The 16,309-nt window shown below is 67.1% G+C and carries 13 protein-coding genes; 8 read left to right on the top strand and 5 right to left on the bottom strand.

Annotated features, from left to right (window positions below; all coding sequences use genetic code 11):
* Nucleotides 1–19: 19 nt before the first annotated feature.
* From ACUYTF_RS05915 to ACUYTF_RS05930, 4 genes are all read right to left on the bottom strand, one after another.
* On the bottom strand, nucleotides 20–850 hold the full coding sequence (locus tag ACUYTF_RS05915) for a 2-keto-4-pentenoate hydratase (protein WP_449279483.1): 831 nt from the start codon (nucleotides 848–850) through the stop codon (nucleotides 20–22).
* A gap of 2 nt (nucleotides 851–852) precedes the next feature.
* On the bottom strand, nucleotides 853–1,743 hold the full coding sequence (locus tag ACUYTF_RS05920; RefSeq protein ID WP_449279484.1) for an alpha/beta fold hydrolase: 891 nt from the start codon (nucleotides 1,741–1,743) through the stop codon (nucleotides 853–855).
* A 1-nt stretch (nucleotide 1,744) separates the two neighbouring features.
* Complete coding sequence (locus tag ACUYTF_RS05925; protein ID WP_449279485.1) at nucleotides 1,745–2,722, bottom strand: VOC family protein; 978 nt, start codon at nucleotides 2,720–2,722, stop codon at nucleotides 1,745–1,747.
* A gap of 106 nt (nucleotides 2,723–2,828) precedes the next feature.
* Nucleotides 2,829–4,394, bottom strand: a complete 1,566-nt coding sequence (locus tag ACUYTF_RS05930) for a bifunctional 3-(3-hydroxy-phenyl)propionate/3-hydroxycinnamic acid hydroxylase (RefSeq protein ID WP_449279486.1) — start codon at nucleotides 4,392–4,394, stop codon at nucleotides 2,829–2,831.
* 171 nt (nucleotides 4,395–4,565) lie between these two features.
* On the opposite strand from ACUYTF_RS05930, the gene ACUYTF_RS05935 reads away from it, so the two are divergent.
* Both ACUYTF_RS05935 and ACUYTF_RS05940 read left to right on the top strand, forming a co-directional pair.
* Complete coding sequence (locus ACUYTF_RS05935; protein ID WP_434142007.1) at nucleotides 4,566–5,357, top strand: IclR family transcriptional regulator domain-containing protein; 792 nt, start codon at nucleotides 4,566–4,568, stop codon at nucleotides 5,355–5,357.
* A gap of 343 nt (nucleotides 5,358–5,700) precedes the next feature.
* On the top strand, nucleotides 5,701–7,161 hold the full coding sequence (locus ACUYTF_RS05940) for a DUF222 domain-containing protein (protein ID WP_449279487.1): 1,461 nt from the start codon (nucleotides 5,701–5,703) through the stop codon (nucleotides 7,159–7,161).
* A 39-nt stretch (nucleotides 7,162–7,200) separates the two neighbouring features.
* Here ACUYTF_RS05940 and ACUYTF_RS05945 read toward each other — a convergent pair whose 3' ends face one another.
* Complete coding sequence (locus ACUYTF_RS05945) at nucleotides 7,201–7,863, bottom strand: MBL fold metallo-hydrolase (RefSeq protein ID WP_434142001.1); 663 nt, start codon at nucleotides 7,861–7,863, stop codon at nucleotides 7,201–7,203.
* Between the two features lie 91 nt (nucleotides 7,864–7,954).
* Between ACUYTF_RS05945 and ACUYTF_RS05950 the strand changes: the two genes are divergently transcribed.
* The 6 genes from ACUYTF_RS05950 to ACUYTF_RS05975 all read left to right on the top strand — a co-directional run bounded on the left by ACUYTF_RS05950 (nucleotide 7,955) and on the right by ACUYTF_RS05975 (nucleotide 16,302).
* The gene (locus ACUYTF_RS05950) at nucleotides 7,955–8,740 is read left to right on the top strand and encodes an IclR family transcriptional regulator domain-containing protein (protein ID WP_434141997.1); all 786 of its coding nucleotides are present in this window, start codon (nucleotides 7,955–7,957) and stop codon (nucleotides 8,738–8,740) included.
* A gap of 241 nt (nucleotides 8,741–8,981) precedes the next feature.
* Nucleotides 8,982–10,496 carry an aldehyde dehydrogenase family protein gene (locus ACUYTF_RS05955; protein ID WP_434141995.1) on the top strand — a complete coding sequence of 505 codons (1,515 nt, stop codon included), beginning with the start codon at nucleotides 8,982–8,984 and terminating at the stop codon, nucleotides 10,494–10,496.
* 93 nt (nucleotides 10,497–10,589) lie between these two features.
* Entirely contained in the window at nucleotides 10,590–11,345 is a 756-nt protein-coding gene (locus tag ACUYTF_RS05960; RefSeq protein WP_434141993.1) for an SDR family oxidoreductase, read from the top strand.
* On the top strand, nucleotides 11,342–12,079 hold the full coding sequence (locus tag ACUYTF_RS05965) for a class II aldolase/adducin family protein (RefSeq protein WP_434141990.1): 738 nt from the start codon (nucleotides 11,342–11,344) through the stop codon (nucleotides 12,077–12,079). Before ACUYTF_RS05960 ends, ACUYTF_RS05965 begins: the two co-directional genes overlap by 4 nt.
* A gap of 138 nt (nucleotides 12,080–12,217) precedes the next feature.
* Complete coding sequence (locus ACUYTF_RS05970; protein WP_449279488.1) at nucleotides 12,218–14,335, top strand: hydantoinase/oxoprolinase family protein; 2,118 nt, start codon at nucleotides 12,218–12,220, stop codon at nucleotides 14,333–14,335.
* Nucleotides 14,335–16,302, top strand: coding sequence for a hydantoinase B/oxoprolinase family protein (locus ACUYTF_RS05975; RefSeq protein ID WP_434141987.1), 1,968 nt, complete (start codon nucleotides 14,335–14,337; stop codon nucleotides 16,300–16,302). Before ACUYTF_RS05970 ends, ACUYTF_RS05975 begins: the two co-directional genes overlap by 1 nt.
* Nucleotides 16,303–16,309 lie beyond the last annotated feature (7 nt).

The raw sequence follows: 16,309 nt of genomic DNA on the forward strand, positions 1-16,309 counted from the left end.
TGTCGAGAAATGTGTCCGGCTACGCGGCGATGTCGAGCGAGACCGGTGCGAAGCCGTCGGCCTCGGCGCGCCAGATCGATCCGATGTCGGCGGTCGTGACCGCGACGGCGCCGGTGACGGCGCCCGCGAGCACCACCTCGCCGGGGGCGAACGCCTGCCCGTACCGGCCGACCGCCTCCGCGAGCCAGTGCAGCGCGACGACCGGGTCGCCGAGCACGGCCGAGCCGGGCCCCGAAGCGACGCGCTCGCCGCCGCGGGTCATGACGATCTCGGTCTCGAGCAGCTGCCGCAGCAGCTCCGGGCTCGCTTCGCGCCACGCGCCGACCACGATGCGCGCCGACGACGCATTGTCGGCGACGGTGTCGACGAGGCCGATGCGCCAGTCGCGCACCCGCGAATCGATGACCTCGATCGACAGCGCGACCGCTCCGATCGCGTCGCGCACCTCGTCGACGGTGGGCGACGCGGGCAGCGCGCGGTCGATGCGGAACGCGAACTCGGGCTCGAGCTTCGGCGAGATGAGCTCGCGAAGCGGGAGCGCCCCGGCGTCGTCCAGCACCATCGCGTCGGTGACGACCCCGAAATCGGGGCTGTCGACGCCGAGCTGCTGCTGCATGGCGAGCGAGGTGAGGCCGACTTTGCGCCCCACCACGCGCTCGCCCCGGGCGACCCGCCGTGCGATGCCGAGCTGCTGCACCCGGTACGCATCGTCGAGTTCGAGGCCGGAGCCGGGGCCGGACCCGGCGATCCCTGGAGATGCCGCCGAGGGCTGCTCGATCGGCTCGCCCGTGGTCTCGGCCCGGTGCAGTGCCGCCGCGAGCTCCTCGCGCTGCTGCTCGGTGAGCGCCATGGCTAGAGCTCGCCCCCGAAGAAGGAGCGCACGAGCGCGAGCATGCCGTCGCGGCGCTCGATCTGCACCCAGTGGCCGCACTTCTCGAAGATGTGCAGCTGCGAGTTCTCGAGCAGGCCGTTGAAGTAGACCGACGAGTCGGGTGTGATGAAGCGATCCTCGCGGCCGTGCACGAGCAGCACCTTGTGCTTGATGCGCACGAGCGCCGACAGCGGCAGCGTCATCTCGGCGGGCGACGTCGGGGTCGCGTACATCGACGTGAACGAGCGGCGGATCTCGGGGCGGCTGACCTCGGCGAAGCGGTCTTCGACGATGTCCTCGATCGACGAGCCGAGCGTGCTCTCGTCGTACACGAACCAGCGGGTGAGCGCCTCGAGGTTCGCCTGCGTCGGATCCTTGTAGAACGACACCATGCGGATGACCTCGGTGGGCGGGACCGCCATCTTGCCGCCCGCACTGCCCATGAGCACGATGTCCTCGACCCGTTCGGGGGCGGTGACCGTGATCCACAGCGACAGCGCGCCGCCGGCCGAGTTGCCCACGAGGCGCACCCTGTCGATGCCGAGGGCGTCGAGCAGGGCGAGAATCTGGTTCACGCGGGCGCGCATCCATGCCGTCTTCGAACCGGGCGCTTCGCCCTCGGCCGGGTGATCGGTGTTGCCCCAGCCGAAGATGTCGGGCGCGATGACCCGGTAGCGATCCGACAGGCCCGGGATGAACCCCTGCCAGTTGGTGCGCGCGTTGGCGCCCGGGCCGCCGCCGTGCAGCAGCAGCACGACGTCGCCGTCGCCGCCCGAATCGAGGTACTCGGTCGTGATGTCGCCAGTGCGGATGCGCTCCACCGTGAAACCGGGGTGCGCTGCCGATCCGGCGGTCGCAGTGCTCGTGGTCATGTCAGGCCTCCGTCGTCGTGTTCATGATGTTGTCATCGGTGTGCGGCACGTAGTCGGTCGGGCCCCACATGGTGAGCGCCGTCGCGATGTCGTCCATGCCCCACTCGACCGGCTCCCAATCGGGGTCGAAGATGAGGTAGCCGTTGCTGAAGATCTCGACGCGGTGGCCCGAGCCCGGGTCGCGAACGTAGAGGAAGAACGCCTGGCTGACGCCGTGCTTGCCGGGGCCCTGGTCGGGGATGATGCCGGCCTCGACGCAGATGTCGGCGGCGCGAAGCACGTCGGCGGCGTTGTCGAGCCAGAACGCGAGGTGGTGCATGCGCGCCGGTGTCGTCTCGTGCGGGCCGGCCTGCATCACGGCGACGTCGTGCACGAGGGGCGTGACGCTCATCCAGCCGCCGACGCGGCCGCCGGGAGTCTGGATGAACTCGCGCAGCTTGAACCCGAGGTTCTGCGTCAGCCAGTCGTGCTGCGCCTCGGGGTTCTCGGTGGTCCACAGGTTGACGTGGTCGATGCGGCGCACGCCGATGCCGCGGTTCCACGACTTGTAGCGCTGGTTGAGCAGCACCGAGCGGTCGGCCTCGGCGACGCCGGGCTTGTCGACATCGTAGTAGAGGCGGAACTTGTGGCCCGACGGCATCTGCAGGCGCAGCGACTCGCCGTAGCCGTCTTCGCGGTTCGGCGCCTCGACGGCGACCTCGTTGCCGTTCTCGGTGAGCAGCGTGTGGAAGCCCTCGAGGTCTTCGGGCCGCTTCACCCGCCACGAGACATGATCGAGGCGCGCGCGGTCGCCGGCCTCGAGAACGAGGCTGTGGTGCTCGCGCTCCATGGCGGCGCGCAGGTACACCTTGGTCTCGGTCTGCGCGGTGACCTCGAGGCCGATCACGTCGCGGAAGAACCAGAGCGACTTCTCGAGATCGGGGGTGAAGAGGTGCGCGGCGCCGAGCTTGGCGACCTCCGGGTAGTGCTGAAACGTCATCGTCTTCTTCTTTCGATTCGGGGTGTGCGGGTGCGGGCGACGCCGCGGTGCTTCGGTGCTTCGGTGCGGGGTGCTGGGGTGCGAGGGCGCTCGACAGGGATCGCCGCTATGCCCAGTCGGGGGCGGCGAGTCCGCTCGTGTCGGCCGCGGCGACGAACCGATCGGGCCGCAGGGCGACGGCGCGCACGCCGTAGCGCTGCATCCAGGCTTGCAGCGATCCCTGCAGATCGACGATCTCGTCGGGGGTGTCGGTGCCCTGATCGCGCTGGCGCACCACCAGGTAGCGGGCGCCGAGGGCATCCCAGGCGGCCTTCTCGTCGGCGGTGAGCAGCGAGGCCGGGTCGATGCCGTCGCCGAGCAGCACGTACTCGCGGCCGAGGGCCTCGTCGAGCTTCAGCATCCAGCCGTCGGTCGTCTCGACGCGGGGCTGCGGCGCCATGCGGCCGATGATGCTGTCATCGCCGATCGGGCCGCGCAGCCAGCCGTCCACGAGCACCGGGGGAGCGATCAGCGGCGCGTCGGGCACCTCGACGCCGGGGGGCGGCGGGGCCGTCGCGGCGGCGAGCTCCTCGTCGCTGAGCTCCTGCTTGATGATCTTGCCGAGACCGATCGCGAGGTTCGTGAAGAACTCGACGTTCGGGCGGCGCTCGGTCTCGTAGGTGTCGAGGATCGCCTCGGGAGCCGTGCCGTCGAGCACGCGGGCGATCTTCCACGAGAGGTCGTAGGCGTCGCGCATGCCCGACTGCATGCCCGCGCCGGCCCAAGGCGGCATGAGATGCGCGGCATCGCCGACGAGGAAGACGCGGCCGTCGCGCCAGCGCTCGGCCATGCGCTCGTGGTGCCGGTAGAAGGCGTGCTGATGGATCTCGACGTCGTCGGGCGAGACGCCGAGGTCGCGCAGCAGCGGCCAGACCTGCTCCTCGGTCGTGAAATCGGCCTCCGATTCGTTCTCGCGGAGCGGGATCTCCCAGCGGTGGTTGCCGAGGGGCAGGGGGATATCGACGACTGGGCGCTGCTTGTCGGACCAGAAGGTGAGGTAGTCGCGGTCGGGCCACCAGCGCTTCACCTTGCAGTCGATCACGATCCAGAGCACATCGAGGGTGTCGCCGAGCAGCGGGATGTCGAGTGCGCGCCTCGTCGCGCTGCTGCCGCCATCGCAGGCGAGCAGGTAGCGGGCGCGCACGCGGCGCTCCTCGCCGGTCTCGAGGTTGCGCGAGGTCACGGTGACGCCGGTCTCGTCCTGTTCGACCGAGGTGGACTCCCATCCGAAGCTCACTTCGACGGAGCCCTGCTGCCGCTCGACTCCCGCGCGCAGGATCGGCTCCATCGCGGGCTGGTAGACGTTGTAGAAGCGCGTGCCCTCGACGGTGCCGAGCGTCGACGGGGTGAAGCTCACGCGCATGAGCTCCGTGCCGTCGTAGGCGACCCAGCGCAGGGCGCGCTGCGGATCGACGACTTTCAGCACGTCCTCGTCGAGGCCGAGCTCCTGGAAGATGCGCATCGTCCAGTCGTTGACCGTGACGGCGCGGGCGCGGGGATAGATATCGATGTCGCGTTCGATCGCTGCGACGCTCAGCCCGCGCGAGGCGAGCGTGTTCGCGGCGATCACCCCCGAGGGGCCGTAACCGATGATGGCGACGTCGAACGTCTCCGTGCTGTCTGCGTGGTGCATCGCTTCTCCTTCAGATCGTCCTTGACCTCTGCAACTGCGACCAAGCTAGGTCGCGGCGGGCCGAATGCCCCAGCATCCGTGCCACTGAGTGAGACGGGTGGTTTCGAGGTGTGCTTGTATGGGCGAGACTGAGGGCTCGAACCGGGCGCGATTGCAAACAGGGTGGTCGATATGGCGCAGATGAGGCATCCGGCTGAGCGGGACAACCCGACCGCGGTGGTCGATCGCATCGCCGCGATCGTCAACTGCGTCGCGGAGCACGGTGCCCCGATCTCGATCGGGGAGATCTCGCGCCGCACCGGCCTGCCGAAATCGACGACCGCGCGCATCGTGCGATCGCTGCTGCCGCACGGGCTCGTCGAGGCGCAGGAGGAGGGCTATGTGCTCGGCCTGCGGTTCTTCGAGCTCGGCGAGAAGGCGTCCCGGCCCCGCAACCTGCGCCGGCTCACCTATGCGCACATGGTCGGGCTGCGGCATACGACCGGGCTGACCGTGCACCTCGCGGTGCTCGACGGGTCGCATGTCGTCTACATCGAGATTCTGCGCTCGCGCACGACCCCCATGATTCCGAGTCGCATCGGCGGTCGCGTGCCCGCCCATGCGACCGCGCTCGGCAAGGCGATGCTCGGCTTCTCGCCGCCCGAGGTCAGCGAGCGGCTGATCGCCTCGGGGCTCGAGCGGCTCGGGCCGCGCACCATCACCGACCCCGACGCACTGCGGGCCGCGCTCTGGCGGGTGCGCTCGAATGGCATCGCGATCGAGAAGGAGGAATCGGCGCCAGGCGTCGCCTGCATCGCCGCACCGATTCTGACCGAGGGTCATAGCGGCCCGATCGCGGCGCTCTCGGTCGCCGGTGCGCTCGCCGATATGGATCTGGAGGCGAGCGAGCGCGCCCTGCGCGAGACCATCGATGCGTTGCGCAGACAGGCCAGCGCGCTGCCGCACGCGAGCCGCACGATGTGAGACCTGGGTCTGATTCTCGGGGTTCTTCGGGCTACCTTCTTCTTCCACAGGGTGGCGTTTTGGGCGGATTCGCTCAAATCGGGCGAGTTATCCACAATTCCTGATCAGAAGCACTTTTCGGGGTGCAAATGTCGGTGGGAACTGGGACAATAGAAGCATGTTCACCACCCCAGACCACGCGCCCCAGGGCCCAGGTTTTTCGCCCGCGGAGCCCAGTGCTTCTGAGGCGCGTGCGGGTGCTGCCGATGCTCGCGCCGGGGCGGGTGTGGGTGCTCGTTCGGGTGCGGTGCCGGTGGGGGTGTTCGGGCCGGGCAGTCGCAATCTTGCGGCGTTGGATCAGGCGGTGTCGTGGGTCGAGGATATCGAGCGGCGCTCCCGCGCGCTGGAGGCGGAACGTCTGCGGGCGCACGCGTATGTGCGGGCCGTCGCTGCCGCCGAACACGCGGGCCTCGTGGTGCGGGAGCCGGGCTCGAGTGAAGCCGCTTCGGGCGCCGGGAAGGCGGGGGATGGTCCGGTGGAGCGGTCGCTCGCATACCGGAGCGCGGTGGCGGATGTCGCGGCGTCCGTGAAACTATCGGAGCAGTCGGTGCAGCAGCGCATCGAGAAAGCGGTCGAGCTCACCACCCAGTACGCGCAGGTCGTGTCGGCGCTCGAGGCGGGGGAGGTGGCGCCGCAGCATGCGGGCGTGATCGCGGAGGCCGGCCGCATCATCGGTATCCCCGGCAGTGAAGATACTTCGGAGATCAGAGATCGTCGTGCGGTGTATGAGCGGCTCGTGCTCGACAAGGCCCGCACCGTGTCTCCGAACCAGCTGCGCCCGTATGCGAGGCGTATCGCGGAACGGTATGCGCTGGAATCGATCGATGACCGGCATGCACGCGAACAGCAGCACCGACGAGTGTGGATCGAGACGGCAGGCGACGGTATGGCGCTGTTGTGCGCGTATCTGCCGGTGGATCGGGCGCAGGCGATCTACACGCGCCTCACCCGTATGGCGCAAGCTACCGCCCAGTCCGAGGCGGCAGAGGCACGCGCAGCGCGGGAGGACGCCCAGAAGCAGGGCACTGAACTGCCGGTGGTGCGGCCGCGGGGTGCGGGGGAGATCCGGGCGGATCTGCTCGCCGATTTCCTCGGCATCGACTTCACCACCGAAGACAGCGCGCAGATTGTCGCGGATGCGGCAGCGCAGGCGGAGTCGACGGCTGCGGGGAATGTGCAGGGCATCGTGCAGGTGATCGTCCACGCGGACGACCTCGACACCGACCTCGACCCCGACCTCGACCCCGGCCTCGACACCGACATGGCACGCGACCCCGATACTGAAGCATCCTCGGGCCCCGGTGCACGACCACAGTCCACGCTCCAGCCCGAGCTCGAGGGCTGCGGCCCCATCCCGGCCGACATGGCCCGCCGCATCGCGGGGGCCGCGACCTCGTGGACGGAAGTCACCGTGCATCCCGGTACCGGCGACATCCGTGAGGTCGCATCGCGGGTGCCGTCGGCGGATCAGAAGCGCAAGCTCCAGGTCCGAGACGTGCATTGCCGGTGGCCGGGCTGCCGCATGCCGGGGTTCCGGTGCGATATCGACCACACGATCGCCGTGCAAGACGGCGGCGAGACCGCGATGACGAACCTCGGATTCCTGTGCCGTAACCATCATCTCGTGAAGCATCACGGAGGCTGGCGGGTGGTCCAACTGCCGGACGCGACCTACGAATGGACCTCGCCGACCGACCGGAAGACCCGGACGGTGCCGGAGGGCCGGGTCAGGTTCGTCGAGACCGGCGAACCCCCACCCTTCTGACAGGAGAGCGCTGACCGCTCGGCTGTGGTGCGCGCCGGGCTACGGGGTCGTTGAGAACGACACGCCCTGCTCGACATCGAGGCACGCGACGCCGGGCGCGGCCGACTGCGTGATCAGCGACCAGAACAGGGCGAAGCCGGTGCCGCTCAGGTGCACATCGTGGATCGGGAAGACGCGGGGCGCCGCGACCGCGCTCGCGAACTCGACCGTCTCGCGGAGGCTGTTCCACGGGCCGAGCAGCGGCAGGGCGAGCAGATCGATCCCTGCAGGCACAGTCTCGTAACTGTCGCCGGGGTGGAAGACGCGCACGCCGTCGGCGCCCGTCAGCACGAAGCCGACGTTCGTGCAGCGCGGCATCGACGGCAGGATGACCTGGTGCAGTTCGCCGACCGGCTCGATGCCGATGCTTCCGATCGAGAACGGGGCGCCTGCTACAGCGATGCGGCCACGCGGGTCGCCCGCGAGCCCGATGAGCTCGAGCACAGCGGCGGGCGCGTGCACGGGTGCGGCGGGATTGGCCGCGAGCAGTGCGCCGATGCGGTCCGGGTCGACGTGATCCTGATGCTCATGGGTGATCAGCAGGGCATCGAGGCGATCGATTTCGAACACCGCGTCGCCCGAGAGCGTGCCCGGGTCGAGAAGAATGCGCGTCTCCCCGTCTTCCACGAGCACCGCCGACTGACCGAACCGTGTGATCTCCATAACCAGAATCCTCTCGAACATCCGTGTTCCGTGAGGCATCCTAGGCGGTCGCACGGCGGCGATCAGACTCGAGAGCCCTACGATATGAATCATGAAGCGTGACGTGCGGGATCTCGACCTGCCGGCCTATGCACTGGGGTCGGTGGACAAGACCTTGCGCGTTATTCACATGCTGCGTGATGGCAACCCGATTCGGGTGAGCAATGTTGCGAAAGAACTACATATCGGAGTTTCGACAGCTCATCGAATCATGGCGATGCTGGTGTTCCACGGGTTCGCCGTGCAGGATGCCAAACGCCAGTATTTGCCTGGCCCCGCTTTGGGTGCTCCGGTCCTCATGTCGCGGGACGTCGATCAGTTGAGGCAGATCGCCGAACCGATCATCGAGAGACTTGCTGCCGAGGTCGGAGAAACGGTGAACCTGACGCTGAGGGTCGGACCGCATGCGCGAGTGCTCCTTGCGGTCGGGACGAATGGTCGAGCGGAGATGGATCGCAGCGGTGCAGTCCTGCCGGCGTACACGACCGCGGCTGGTCGAGCTGCGCTAGTGGGAGTCAGTGCAGAACAACTCGAGCATCTTTTCCGAGGACCGGCGGCGGAGCGTGCGAGCACGGCACTCGATGATGAGGCATTCGGCTCATTGGTGAGGGAGTTGAACCGGACGAAGACCAGAGGCTTTGCGCTGTCGCGGGAAGATGCCGTGAAGGGCGTGAGCGCGGTCGCTCTTCCGACCTCATATACGGGTACCCGTTCAATCACGATTGCTGTGCTGACTCCCGCCGATCGCTTCGAGGCACTGTTGGCCGACGCGAATCGCATGGACCAGATCGCACGAGCTGCGACGCTGCTCGGAGATCAGCTCCAGGTCGAGGACTGAAACCGACCATCCAAGACCTGTGCACGCCCTTCTGAGGCACTTGCCGGTGCCCGGGTTGCTTTCTTCCCAGCAGAAAGTCATACGAGTAGCAGTGTCGGGCTTCATAGCCTGGGGCCAACCTCGAACGCAAGAGGTCGGTGCAAGGCATACCGAAGTTCTGAGCTGACTCTGCGAGGGTGATCCGTCGCATTTCTGCGACCTCGGTTCACCGACCGAGGGCAGGAACTGGAAGGAGATCTCGATGGCGAGTATGACGGAACGGGCGGCGGACCAGGGCGCGCCGCCCCGGATCGACACGACCGGCGGCCACCATGCGGTGCGCGACCGCGAGTGGCGGTTCCTCGTGAACGGCGAACTGCGAGGTGCGGTGAACGGCGCCACGTTCGAGCGCATCAGCCCGTTCACCCGAGACGCGATCGCGACCGTGCCGAGCGGCGACGCCGGCGACGCCGACGTGCTCGCCGAGGCGGCCTGGGCCGCGAAGAAGGGCTGGGCCAAGACCCCGATGCCCGAGCGCATCGCGGCTGTCACACGCGCAGCCGACATCATCGAGGAGCACCGCGATGAGCTCGCCTTCCTCGACGCGATCGACGCTGGCTCGACGCTCGCCAACGCCAACATGGACATCGGCCTCGCCCTCGCGCACATGCGACTCTTCGCGGGCATTGCGATGGAGCTCAAGGGCACGACGATCCCCGCCAGCCGCGGGCTGCACCTCACCGTGCGCGAACCTGTCGGCGTCGTGGTGCGCATCGTTCCCTTCAACCATCCCTTCATGTTCGCGGCGAAGGTGTTCACCGCGATCCTCGCGGGCTGCCCCGTCATTCTGAAGTCGCCTGAAGTCGCCCCGTTGTCGGCGCTGCGCCTCGGCGAGCTCATGCGCGACGTATTCCCCGCCGGCGTGCTCCAGGTATCGACCGCTCGCGGTCGCGCCCTCGCGGACTCGCTCGTACGCCACAAGCGAGTCGCGAAGATCGCCTTCATCGGCTCGGAGTCGACGGGAGCGGCGATCTCCCGGGCCGCCGCCGAAACCGGCTTCAAGCGCGTATCGCTCGAGCTCGGCGGTAAGAACGCGATGATCGTGTTCGATGACGCCGACCTCGATAAGGCCGCGCAGGGCGCCATCGCCGGCATGAACTTCACCTGGTCGGGCCAGTCGTGCGGCTCGAACTCGCGCTTGCTCGTGCAGCGGGGAATTCACGACCGTCTCGTCGAGCGCATCGCGCAGAATCTTGAGGGCCACCGCCTCGGCGACCCCCTCGACCCCGAGGCGCAGCAGGGCACCGTCATCCACGAACGCCACTATGACACCGTCATGGGCTACATCGACCAGGCGCGCGCCGAAGGGGGCACCATCGTCACCGGCGGCGAGAAGCCCGCCGACCCCGCCCTCGGCGACGGACTCTTCGTGCCCCCGACCGTGATTACCGGGCTGCCGCTCGACGGCAGGGTCGTCACCGAGGAGATCTTCGGCCCCGTACTGTCGGTGATCCCTTTCGATACCGAAGAGGAAGCCCTCGAGATCGCCAACGCCCTCGATTACGGCCTCACCGCGAGCGTCTGGACCAGCGATATCGGTCGTGCCCTGCGGGTCGTGCACGACGTCGAAGCCGGCTTCACCTGGATCAACGACTCCTCCAAGCACTTCCTCAACGTGCCGTACGGCGGCGTGAAATCGTCGGGCATGGGGCGCGAAGAAAGCATGGAAGAACTGCTCAGCTACACCGAACTCAAGACCATCAACATCACATACTGACGCGACCGCCGTCAAGGGCGCAGTGCAGGCATCAGTAGCAGCGCGGACCGGGTCGAAGCAGACCGGCTGCGCGGAACAAGGAGAGGACCAGAAATGGGATACACAGGACTGGACGAGAAGGTCATCGTCGTGACCGGCGCGGCCCAGGGCATCGGAGCCGCCTACGTGCGGCGCCTCGTCGCGGAAGGGGCGACCGTGATCGCGGCCGACCTCAACCTCGACGGGGTCGAGAAGCTCGCCGCTTCGCTCGGCGAACGAGTTGTACCCGTGGCGATCGACGTCTCATCCGTCGACTCGTGCCGGGCGCTCGCCGACCGGCTCGCTGCCGACTACGGCCGCTGCGACGGACTCATCAACAACGCCGCGATCTTCTCGACCATTCGCATGGCCCCCTTCTGGGAGATCACGGAGCGCGAGTGGGATCTGCTCATGAACGTGAACCTCAAGGGCGTCTGGCAGCTCAGCACCGCGCTCTTCGAACTCTTCAAGGCCTCGGGCAAGGCCAGCATCGTGAACATCGGCTCCGATTCGGTGCCGATGGGGCGCACCAACTACCTGCACTACACCGCGAGCAAGGCCGCTGTCACCGGCATGACCTACGGGATGTCGAAAGAGCTCGGCGGCTTCGGCATCCGCGTGAACACCCTCTCGCCCGGACCCGTCTACACCGAGGTCGCTCGCGATACGGTGACCGAGGAACAGACGAAGGCGATGCTCGCGAACACGGCGCTCGGCCGGAAGGCCGGCCCCGACGATATGACCGCGGTCGCGGCCTTCCTGCTGTCGGACGACAGCGGGTATGTGACCGGGCAGACCATCAGCGTCAACGGAGGGCTCTACCACCGATGAATACTTCAGTTCAGACTCCGACCACGGAGCAGATCGACGAGATCCGCCTGCTCGTCTCTCAGTCGTCGCGGATCATCGGCGCAGCCGGACTCGACGACTTCATCTGGGGCCACGCTTCCGCGCGCGACCCGCAGGGCCGCGGTGCCTGGATCAAGCGCTCCGGCATCGGGCTCTCGGAGATCTCCCCCGAAGACGTGCATCTCGTCTCCCCTGAGGGCGATGTGCTCGACGGCGAGGGCGTGGCGCATCTCGAGTACCCGATCCACACCGAGATCTACAAGGCCCGCCCGGATGTCGGCGGCGTGGTGCACATCCACCCGCCGCACGCCGTCGCGCTCGCCGCCTCGGGATCCGAACTGTTGCCGGTGAGTCACCAGGCTACGCACTTCGCGCCGGGATCGCCGCCGGTCTACGCCGATACCTCCGACCTGATCCGCACCATGGGCCTCGGGGCCGATGTCGCGAAGCAGCTCGGCGATCGCAACGCGGTCTTCCTCATGAATCACGGGATCGCTGCCGTCGGGCCCGATCTGCGGAGCGCGACGATCACGGCGCTGCTGCTCGAAGAGGCGTGCGAGCAGCAGCTGCGCACCGCGGGCTACGGTGAGATCAGCACTTGGACCGATGAGGCCGAGGCAGTCGAGAAGCGCGACCGCATTTATTCGCCCGGAGCGATGGCGAACGTATGGTCGTACCTGCTGAGGAAACTGGAAGGCCCAGCTGCAGCCCGATAGAACGGCCGGTTGAGGTCTCCGTACGAGAGCCTCTTTCCGCCAGCCAGAAACACTTAGGACGACCGTTTCCGGTCTTCCTATGCTCAAACTCACAGATCCGCTGAGCAGCGGATCGAAACATCCCCAAAGGAGTGGAAGATGTCTTTTGTCATCGGTATCGACACGGGCGGTACGTTCACCGACGCGTTCGTGGCGGACGACCAGCAGCGGTTGGCGGCCGCGAAGTCTCCGTCGACGCCGCCGAACTTCGCGACCGGCTTTCTGAACGCGATCGATGAACTCGCTATCGAACTCGGCCTCTCGACGCATGAGCTGCTCTCGGAGACCGACTACATCGTGCATGGCACGACCTCGACGCTCAACGCGATCGTCACGGGCGAGGTGGCGAACGTCGGCTTCCTCGCCACAGAGGGCCACGCCGACTCGATCAGGATCATGAACCTCGAAGGCCGTTACGCGGGCCTCGGAAGCGACCAGATCCAGAGCATGGCCCGCACTGCGAAGCCCGCCGGCCTCGTGCCGCGCGATCGCGTGATCGAGATCAGCGAGCGCTTCGACTACAAGGGAGCCGAGATCGTGCCGCTCGACGAGCAGCAGGTACGCGATGCCGTGCGCAGCCTGCTCGCCGACGGAGTCGAGGCGATCGCCGTCTCGTACCTGTGGTCGTTCCAGAACGATGCGCATGAAGTCCGCACCCGCGAGATCATCCAAGAAGAGGCGCCCGAACTCTACGTCGCGATCTCGAGCGAGATCAGCCCGCGCATTCGCGAGTACTCGCGCAGCGTGACCACGATCATGAACACGCAGGTCGGTCCGAAGCTCGGCGCCTATCTCCGCCCGCTCGAGGAAGAGCTGCGCGAGCGCGGCCTGAACGGCAAGCTGCTCGTCATGCAGGGTTCCGGTGGCTGCATCACTTCTGAAATCGCCCCGAAGTACGCGGTGAGTACCATCGGTTCGGTGCTCACCGGCGGTGTGATCGGGTGCACCCGTCTGGCAGATGCACGCGGCGATAGCAACGTGATATCCACCGACATGGGCGGCACCACCTTCCTGGTTGGACTCGTGATCGATGGCAAGCCCGTTGCCGCGACTTCGACCACTCTCAATCAGTTCACGGTGAGCACTCCCATGGTCGACGTGCATACGATCGGCGCGGGCGGTGGAGCGATCGCCTGGATCGACGCCGGAGGCAACCTCAAGGTCGGGCCGCGCAGCGCCGGCGCCCACCCCGGCCCCGCTTGCTACGTCGACGGTGGTGAAGAACCGACAGTAACCGATGCGGATCTGATTCTCGGCATCATCAACCCGGACAACTTCCTCGGTGGCAAGAAGCAGCTGTCGGTCGAGCGTGCGCGGGCGATCATGAAGCGCACCATTGCAGACCCGCTCGGCATGACGGTCGATGAGGCCGCCGCCGCGATCTATGCGATCCAGAATGCGCAGACCGCGGACCTCGTGCGCAAGGTCGTCGTCGACTCGGGCAACGACCCGCGTGACTTCGTGCTCTACGCTTTCGGCGGAGCGGGGCCGATGCACTGCGCCAGCTACTCGGCCGAGCTCGGTGTGAAAGAGGTCGTCGTGCCGATCGGGTCGACTTCCGCGGTGTTCTCCGCGTACGGTCTCGCTGCCAGTGACATCGTGCTCACGGCCGAGCGCTCGCAGCCGGCTGCGATGCCGGTCGATCCCGCCGAGATGACCGCGATCTGCCGCGACCTCGAACTGGAGCTCGAAACCGGCCTCGCCGAGCAGGGCCTCGAATTCGACTCGATCGAGTTCGAACGCGAAGTAGACATGAAGTACACGATGCAGATGGGGGAGGTTTCGACATCGATCCCCGGCGGCGTGCTCGATGAGCGGGCCGTGGTGGGTGTGGGCGACGCATTCGAAGCTCGCTACGAGCAGCTCTACGGCGAGGGATCCGGGTTCCCAGATGCCGGCCTGCAGGTGCTCACCTACCGAGTGCGAGCTATCGGCAAGCTCAAGATCCGCCCTCAGCTGCCCGAGTACGCCGTGCACGCGGGTGCTCCCGAAGTGAGCGGTCGGCGCGAGGTCTTCCTCGACCCGCGTCGGGGCAAGGAGGATGCCGCGATCTACGACTACCGCGCGCTCGGCGCCGGCCAGGCGATCGCCGGTCCCGCCGTCATCGAGGCTCCGACGACCACCGTCGCGCTGCCGCTCGGGACGATCGCGAAGGTTGACCGTTTTGGAAACTTGGCCATCCGCTTCGCGGAGGCAGAAACGAAGGAGAAGAACTGATGGCACTCATCCCAGTCGCCGGTTCGGAACGGTTCGCCCAGAACGGGCAGCCGGTGGATACCGAGCAGGATTTCGGCGGCCTGACGCTGCACACGGTCGATGACGACCAGATCGCCGGCGTCGACCCGCTCACCTACGAAGTCGTGCGCCACCGCCTCGTCGCCATCACCAACGAGATGGGCGACACGATCAAGCGCATGTCGGGATCAGTGGTCGTCACCGACTGCAACGACTTCGGGGCAGGCATCATGGACGAAGGCGGCGAGACGATCCAAGTGGGTCTCTACAACACCCAGCTCGGGTCGTCGCTCGATATGGCCGCGCGGTGGACGCTCGAGAATCGTTTCGAGGAGCCCGGCATTCACGAGGGCGACCAGTTCCTCTGCAACGACCCGTGGGTCGGAGGCGGCCTGCACCAGAACGACGTGACGGTGCTCGCCCCGGTCTTCCATGACGGCGAGCTGTTCTGCTGGACCGGCGCGGTCGCGCACCAGGTCGACCTCGGAGGGGTCTCTCCGGGCAGCTGGTCGGTCGAAGGGCGCGACGTCTTCTGGGAGTCGCTGCCGATCCCGCCGGTACCCGTGGTGGAGAAGGGACGCCTCCGCGTCGACATCGAGGACATGTACCTGCGGCGCTCGCGTGTGCCCAAGCTCATTGGCCTCGACCTGCGTGCGAAGATCGGTGCGAACAATGTTGCGAAGGAGCGCATTCTCGAGATCGTAGAGAAGTACGGTCCCGACACGGTGAAGGCCGTGATGAAGCGCATGATGAACGATGCTGAGGGACGCTTGCGCGAGAAGCTGCGCTCGCTTCCTGACGGCGAATGGTCGGCAGTCGCGCATCAGGACGGTGGCAGGGCGGGGGACCGGGAGATCCACCGCATCGTGCTCAACATGCGCAAGGTAGATGACCGCTTGATCTTCGATTTCACCGGCACCGATGAGCAGGTCGAGGGCATCATCAACTGCACCTTCGCGGGGCTGCGCGGCGGGATCCTGCCTATCGTGCTGACGATGCTCTGCCCCGATATCCCTTGGGCGCCGGGCGGTATCTACCGCTGCCTCGAGATCATCAGCGAGCCGGGCACCATTAACAACTGCACCTTCCCTGCCGGGATCGGCAAGGCCTCGGTGAGCTCTGCGTGGGCTACTCAGAACGCCGCCTCCGAGACCATCGCAAGCATGCTGCACACCGACCCAGTCCTCGCCGGATCGGCGATGAGCGTGTGCTGCGGCACCTGGGACCTGGCGCTTCTCGCAGGCGTCGACCAGCGCGGGGGCGGCTTCGTGACGATGCTGTGCGATTCGATGGCAGGAGGGCTCGGCGCGAAGGTTGACGGCGACGGCGTCGACACCGGTGGAGTCAACTGCATTCCGATGGGGCGCGTCGCCGATGTAGAGATCAACGAGTTCAGCTTCCCGATGCTCTACCTGTGGCGTCGGGAGGAAGTCGATTCGGGCGGCCCCGGCGAGTTCCGCGGCGGAGTAGGTGCATCGAGCTGTTTCGTTCCTCATGATTCGCCGATCGGAGGTGTGCACCTCGTCGTCTCCGCGACGGGCAAAGCGGTACCGCAGGCTTCCGGACTTTCCGGCGGTTATCCGGCAGCGACTCAGTGGGATGTGCTCATGCGCGGTACCGATGTGCGCGAGCAGTTCGCACAGGGTCGGATTCCGCAGAGTTTCGAAGCGATCGGCGGTGCGAACGAGCTGATGCCGGTGCACCATGAGACCGATATGAGTGACACCGACGTGTACTTCACGCATTGGCAAGGCGGCGGCGGTGTCGGCGACCCGCTGCGCCGATCCCCTGAACGGGTTGCCGCCGATGTCTCCGACGGGTCGGTGTCCAGGCTCGCCGCAGCGACCGTCTACGGCATCGTACTCGACGATGCCGGGCATGCGGACCTCGACGCCTCGGAAGCGCGGCGTAAGCAGCTCCGTCGTGAACGAGCCGGGCTCGCGAGTTGAAAGGAAA

The sequence above is a fragment of the Leucobacter sp. GX0328 genome, assembly GCF_053567315.1.

Bases quoted from the DNA above. Each gene is read 5' to 3' on its own strand.
- ACUYTF_RS05915 (WP_449279483.1), bottom strand. From the start codon at position 850: ATGGCGCTCACCGAGCAGCAGCGCGAGGAGCTCGCGGCGGCACTGCAC.
- ACUYTF_RS05920 (WP_449279484.1), bottom strand. From the start codon at position 1,743: ATGACCACGAGCACTGCGACCGCCGGATCGGCAGCGCACCCCGGTTTC.
- ACUYTF_RS05925 (WP_449279485.1), bottom strand. From the start codon at position 2,722: ATGACGTTTCAGCACTACCCGGAGGTCGCCAAGCTCGGCGCCGCGCAC.
- ACUYTF_RS05930 (WP_449279486.1), bottom strand. From the start codon at position 4,394: ATGCACCACGCAGACAGCACGGAGACGTTCGACGTCGCCATCATCGGT.
- ACUYTF_RS05935 (WP_434142007.1), top strand. From the start codon at position 4,566: ATGGCGCAGATGAGGCATCCGGCTGAGCGGGACAACCCGACCGCGGTG.
- ACUYTF_RS05945 (WP_434142001.1), bottom strand. From the start codon at position 7,863: ATGGAGATCACACGGTTCGGTCAGTCGGCGGTGCTCGTGGAAGACGGG.
- ACUYTF_RS05950 (WP_434141997.1), top strand. From the start codon at position 7,955: ATGAAGCGTGACGTGCGGGATCTCGACCTGCCGGCCTATGCACTGGGG.
- ACUYTF_RS05955 (WP_434141995.1), top strand. From the start codon at position 8,982: ATGGCGAGTATGACGGAACGGGCGGCGGACCAGGGCGCGCCGCCCCGG.
- ACUYTF_RS05960 (WP_434141993.1), top strand. From the start codon at position 10,590: ATGGGATACACAGGACTGGACGAGAAGGTCATCGTCGTGACCGGCGCG.
- ACUYTF_RS05965 (WP_434141990.1), top strand. From the start codon at position 11,342: ATGAATACTTCAGTTCAGACTCCGACCACGGAGCAGATCGACGAGATC.
- ACUYTF_RS05970 (WP_449279488.1), top strand. From the start codon at position 12,218: ATGTCTTTTGTCATCGGTATCGACACGGGCGGTACGTTCACCGACGCG.
- ACUYTF_RS05975 (WP_434141987.1), top strand. From the start codon at position 14,335: ATGGCACTCATCCCAGTCGCCGGTTCGGAACGGTTCGCCCAGAACGGG.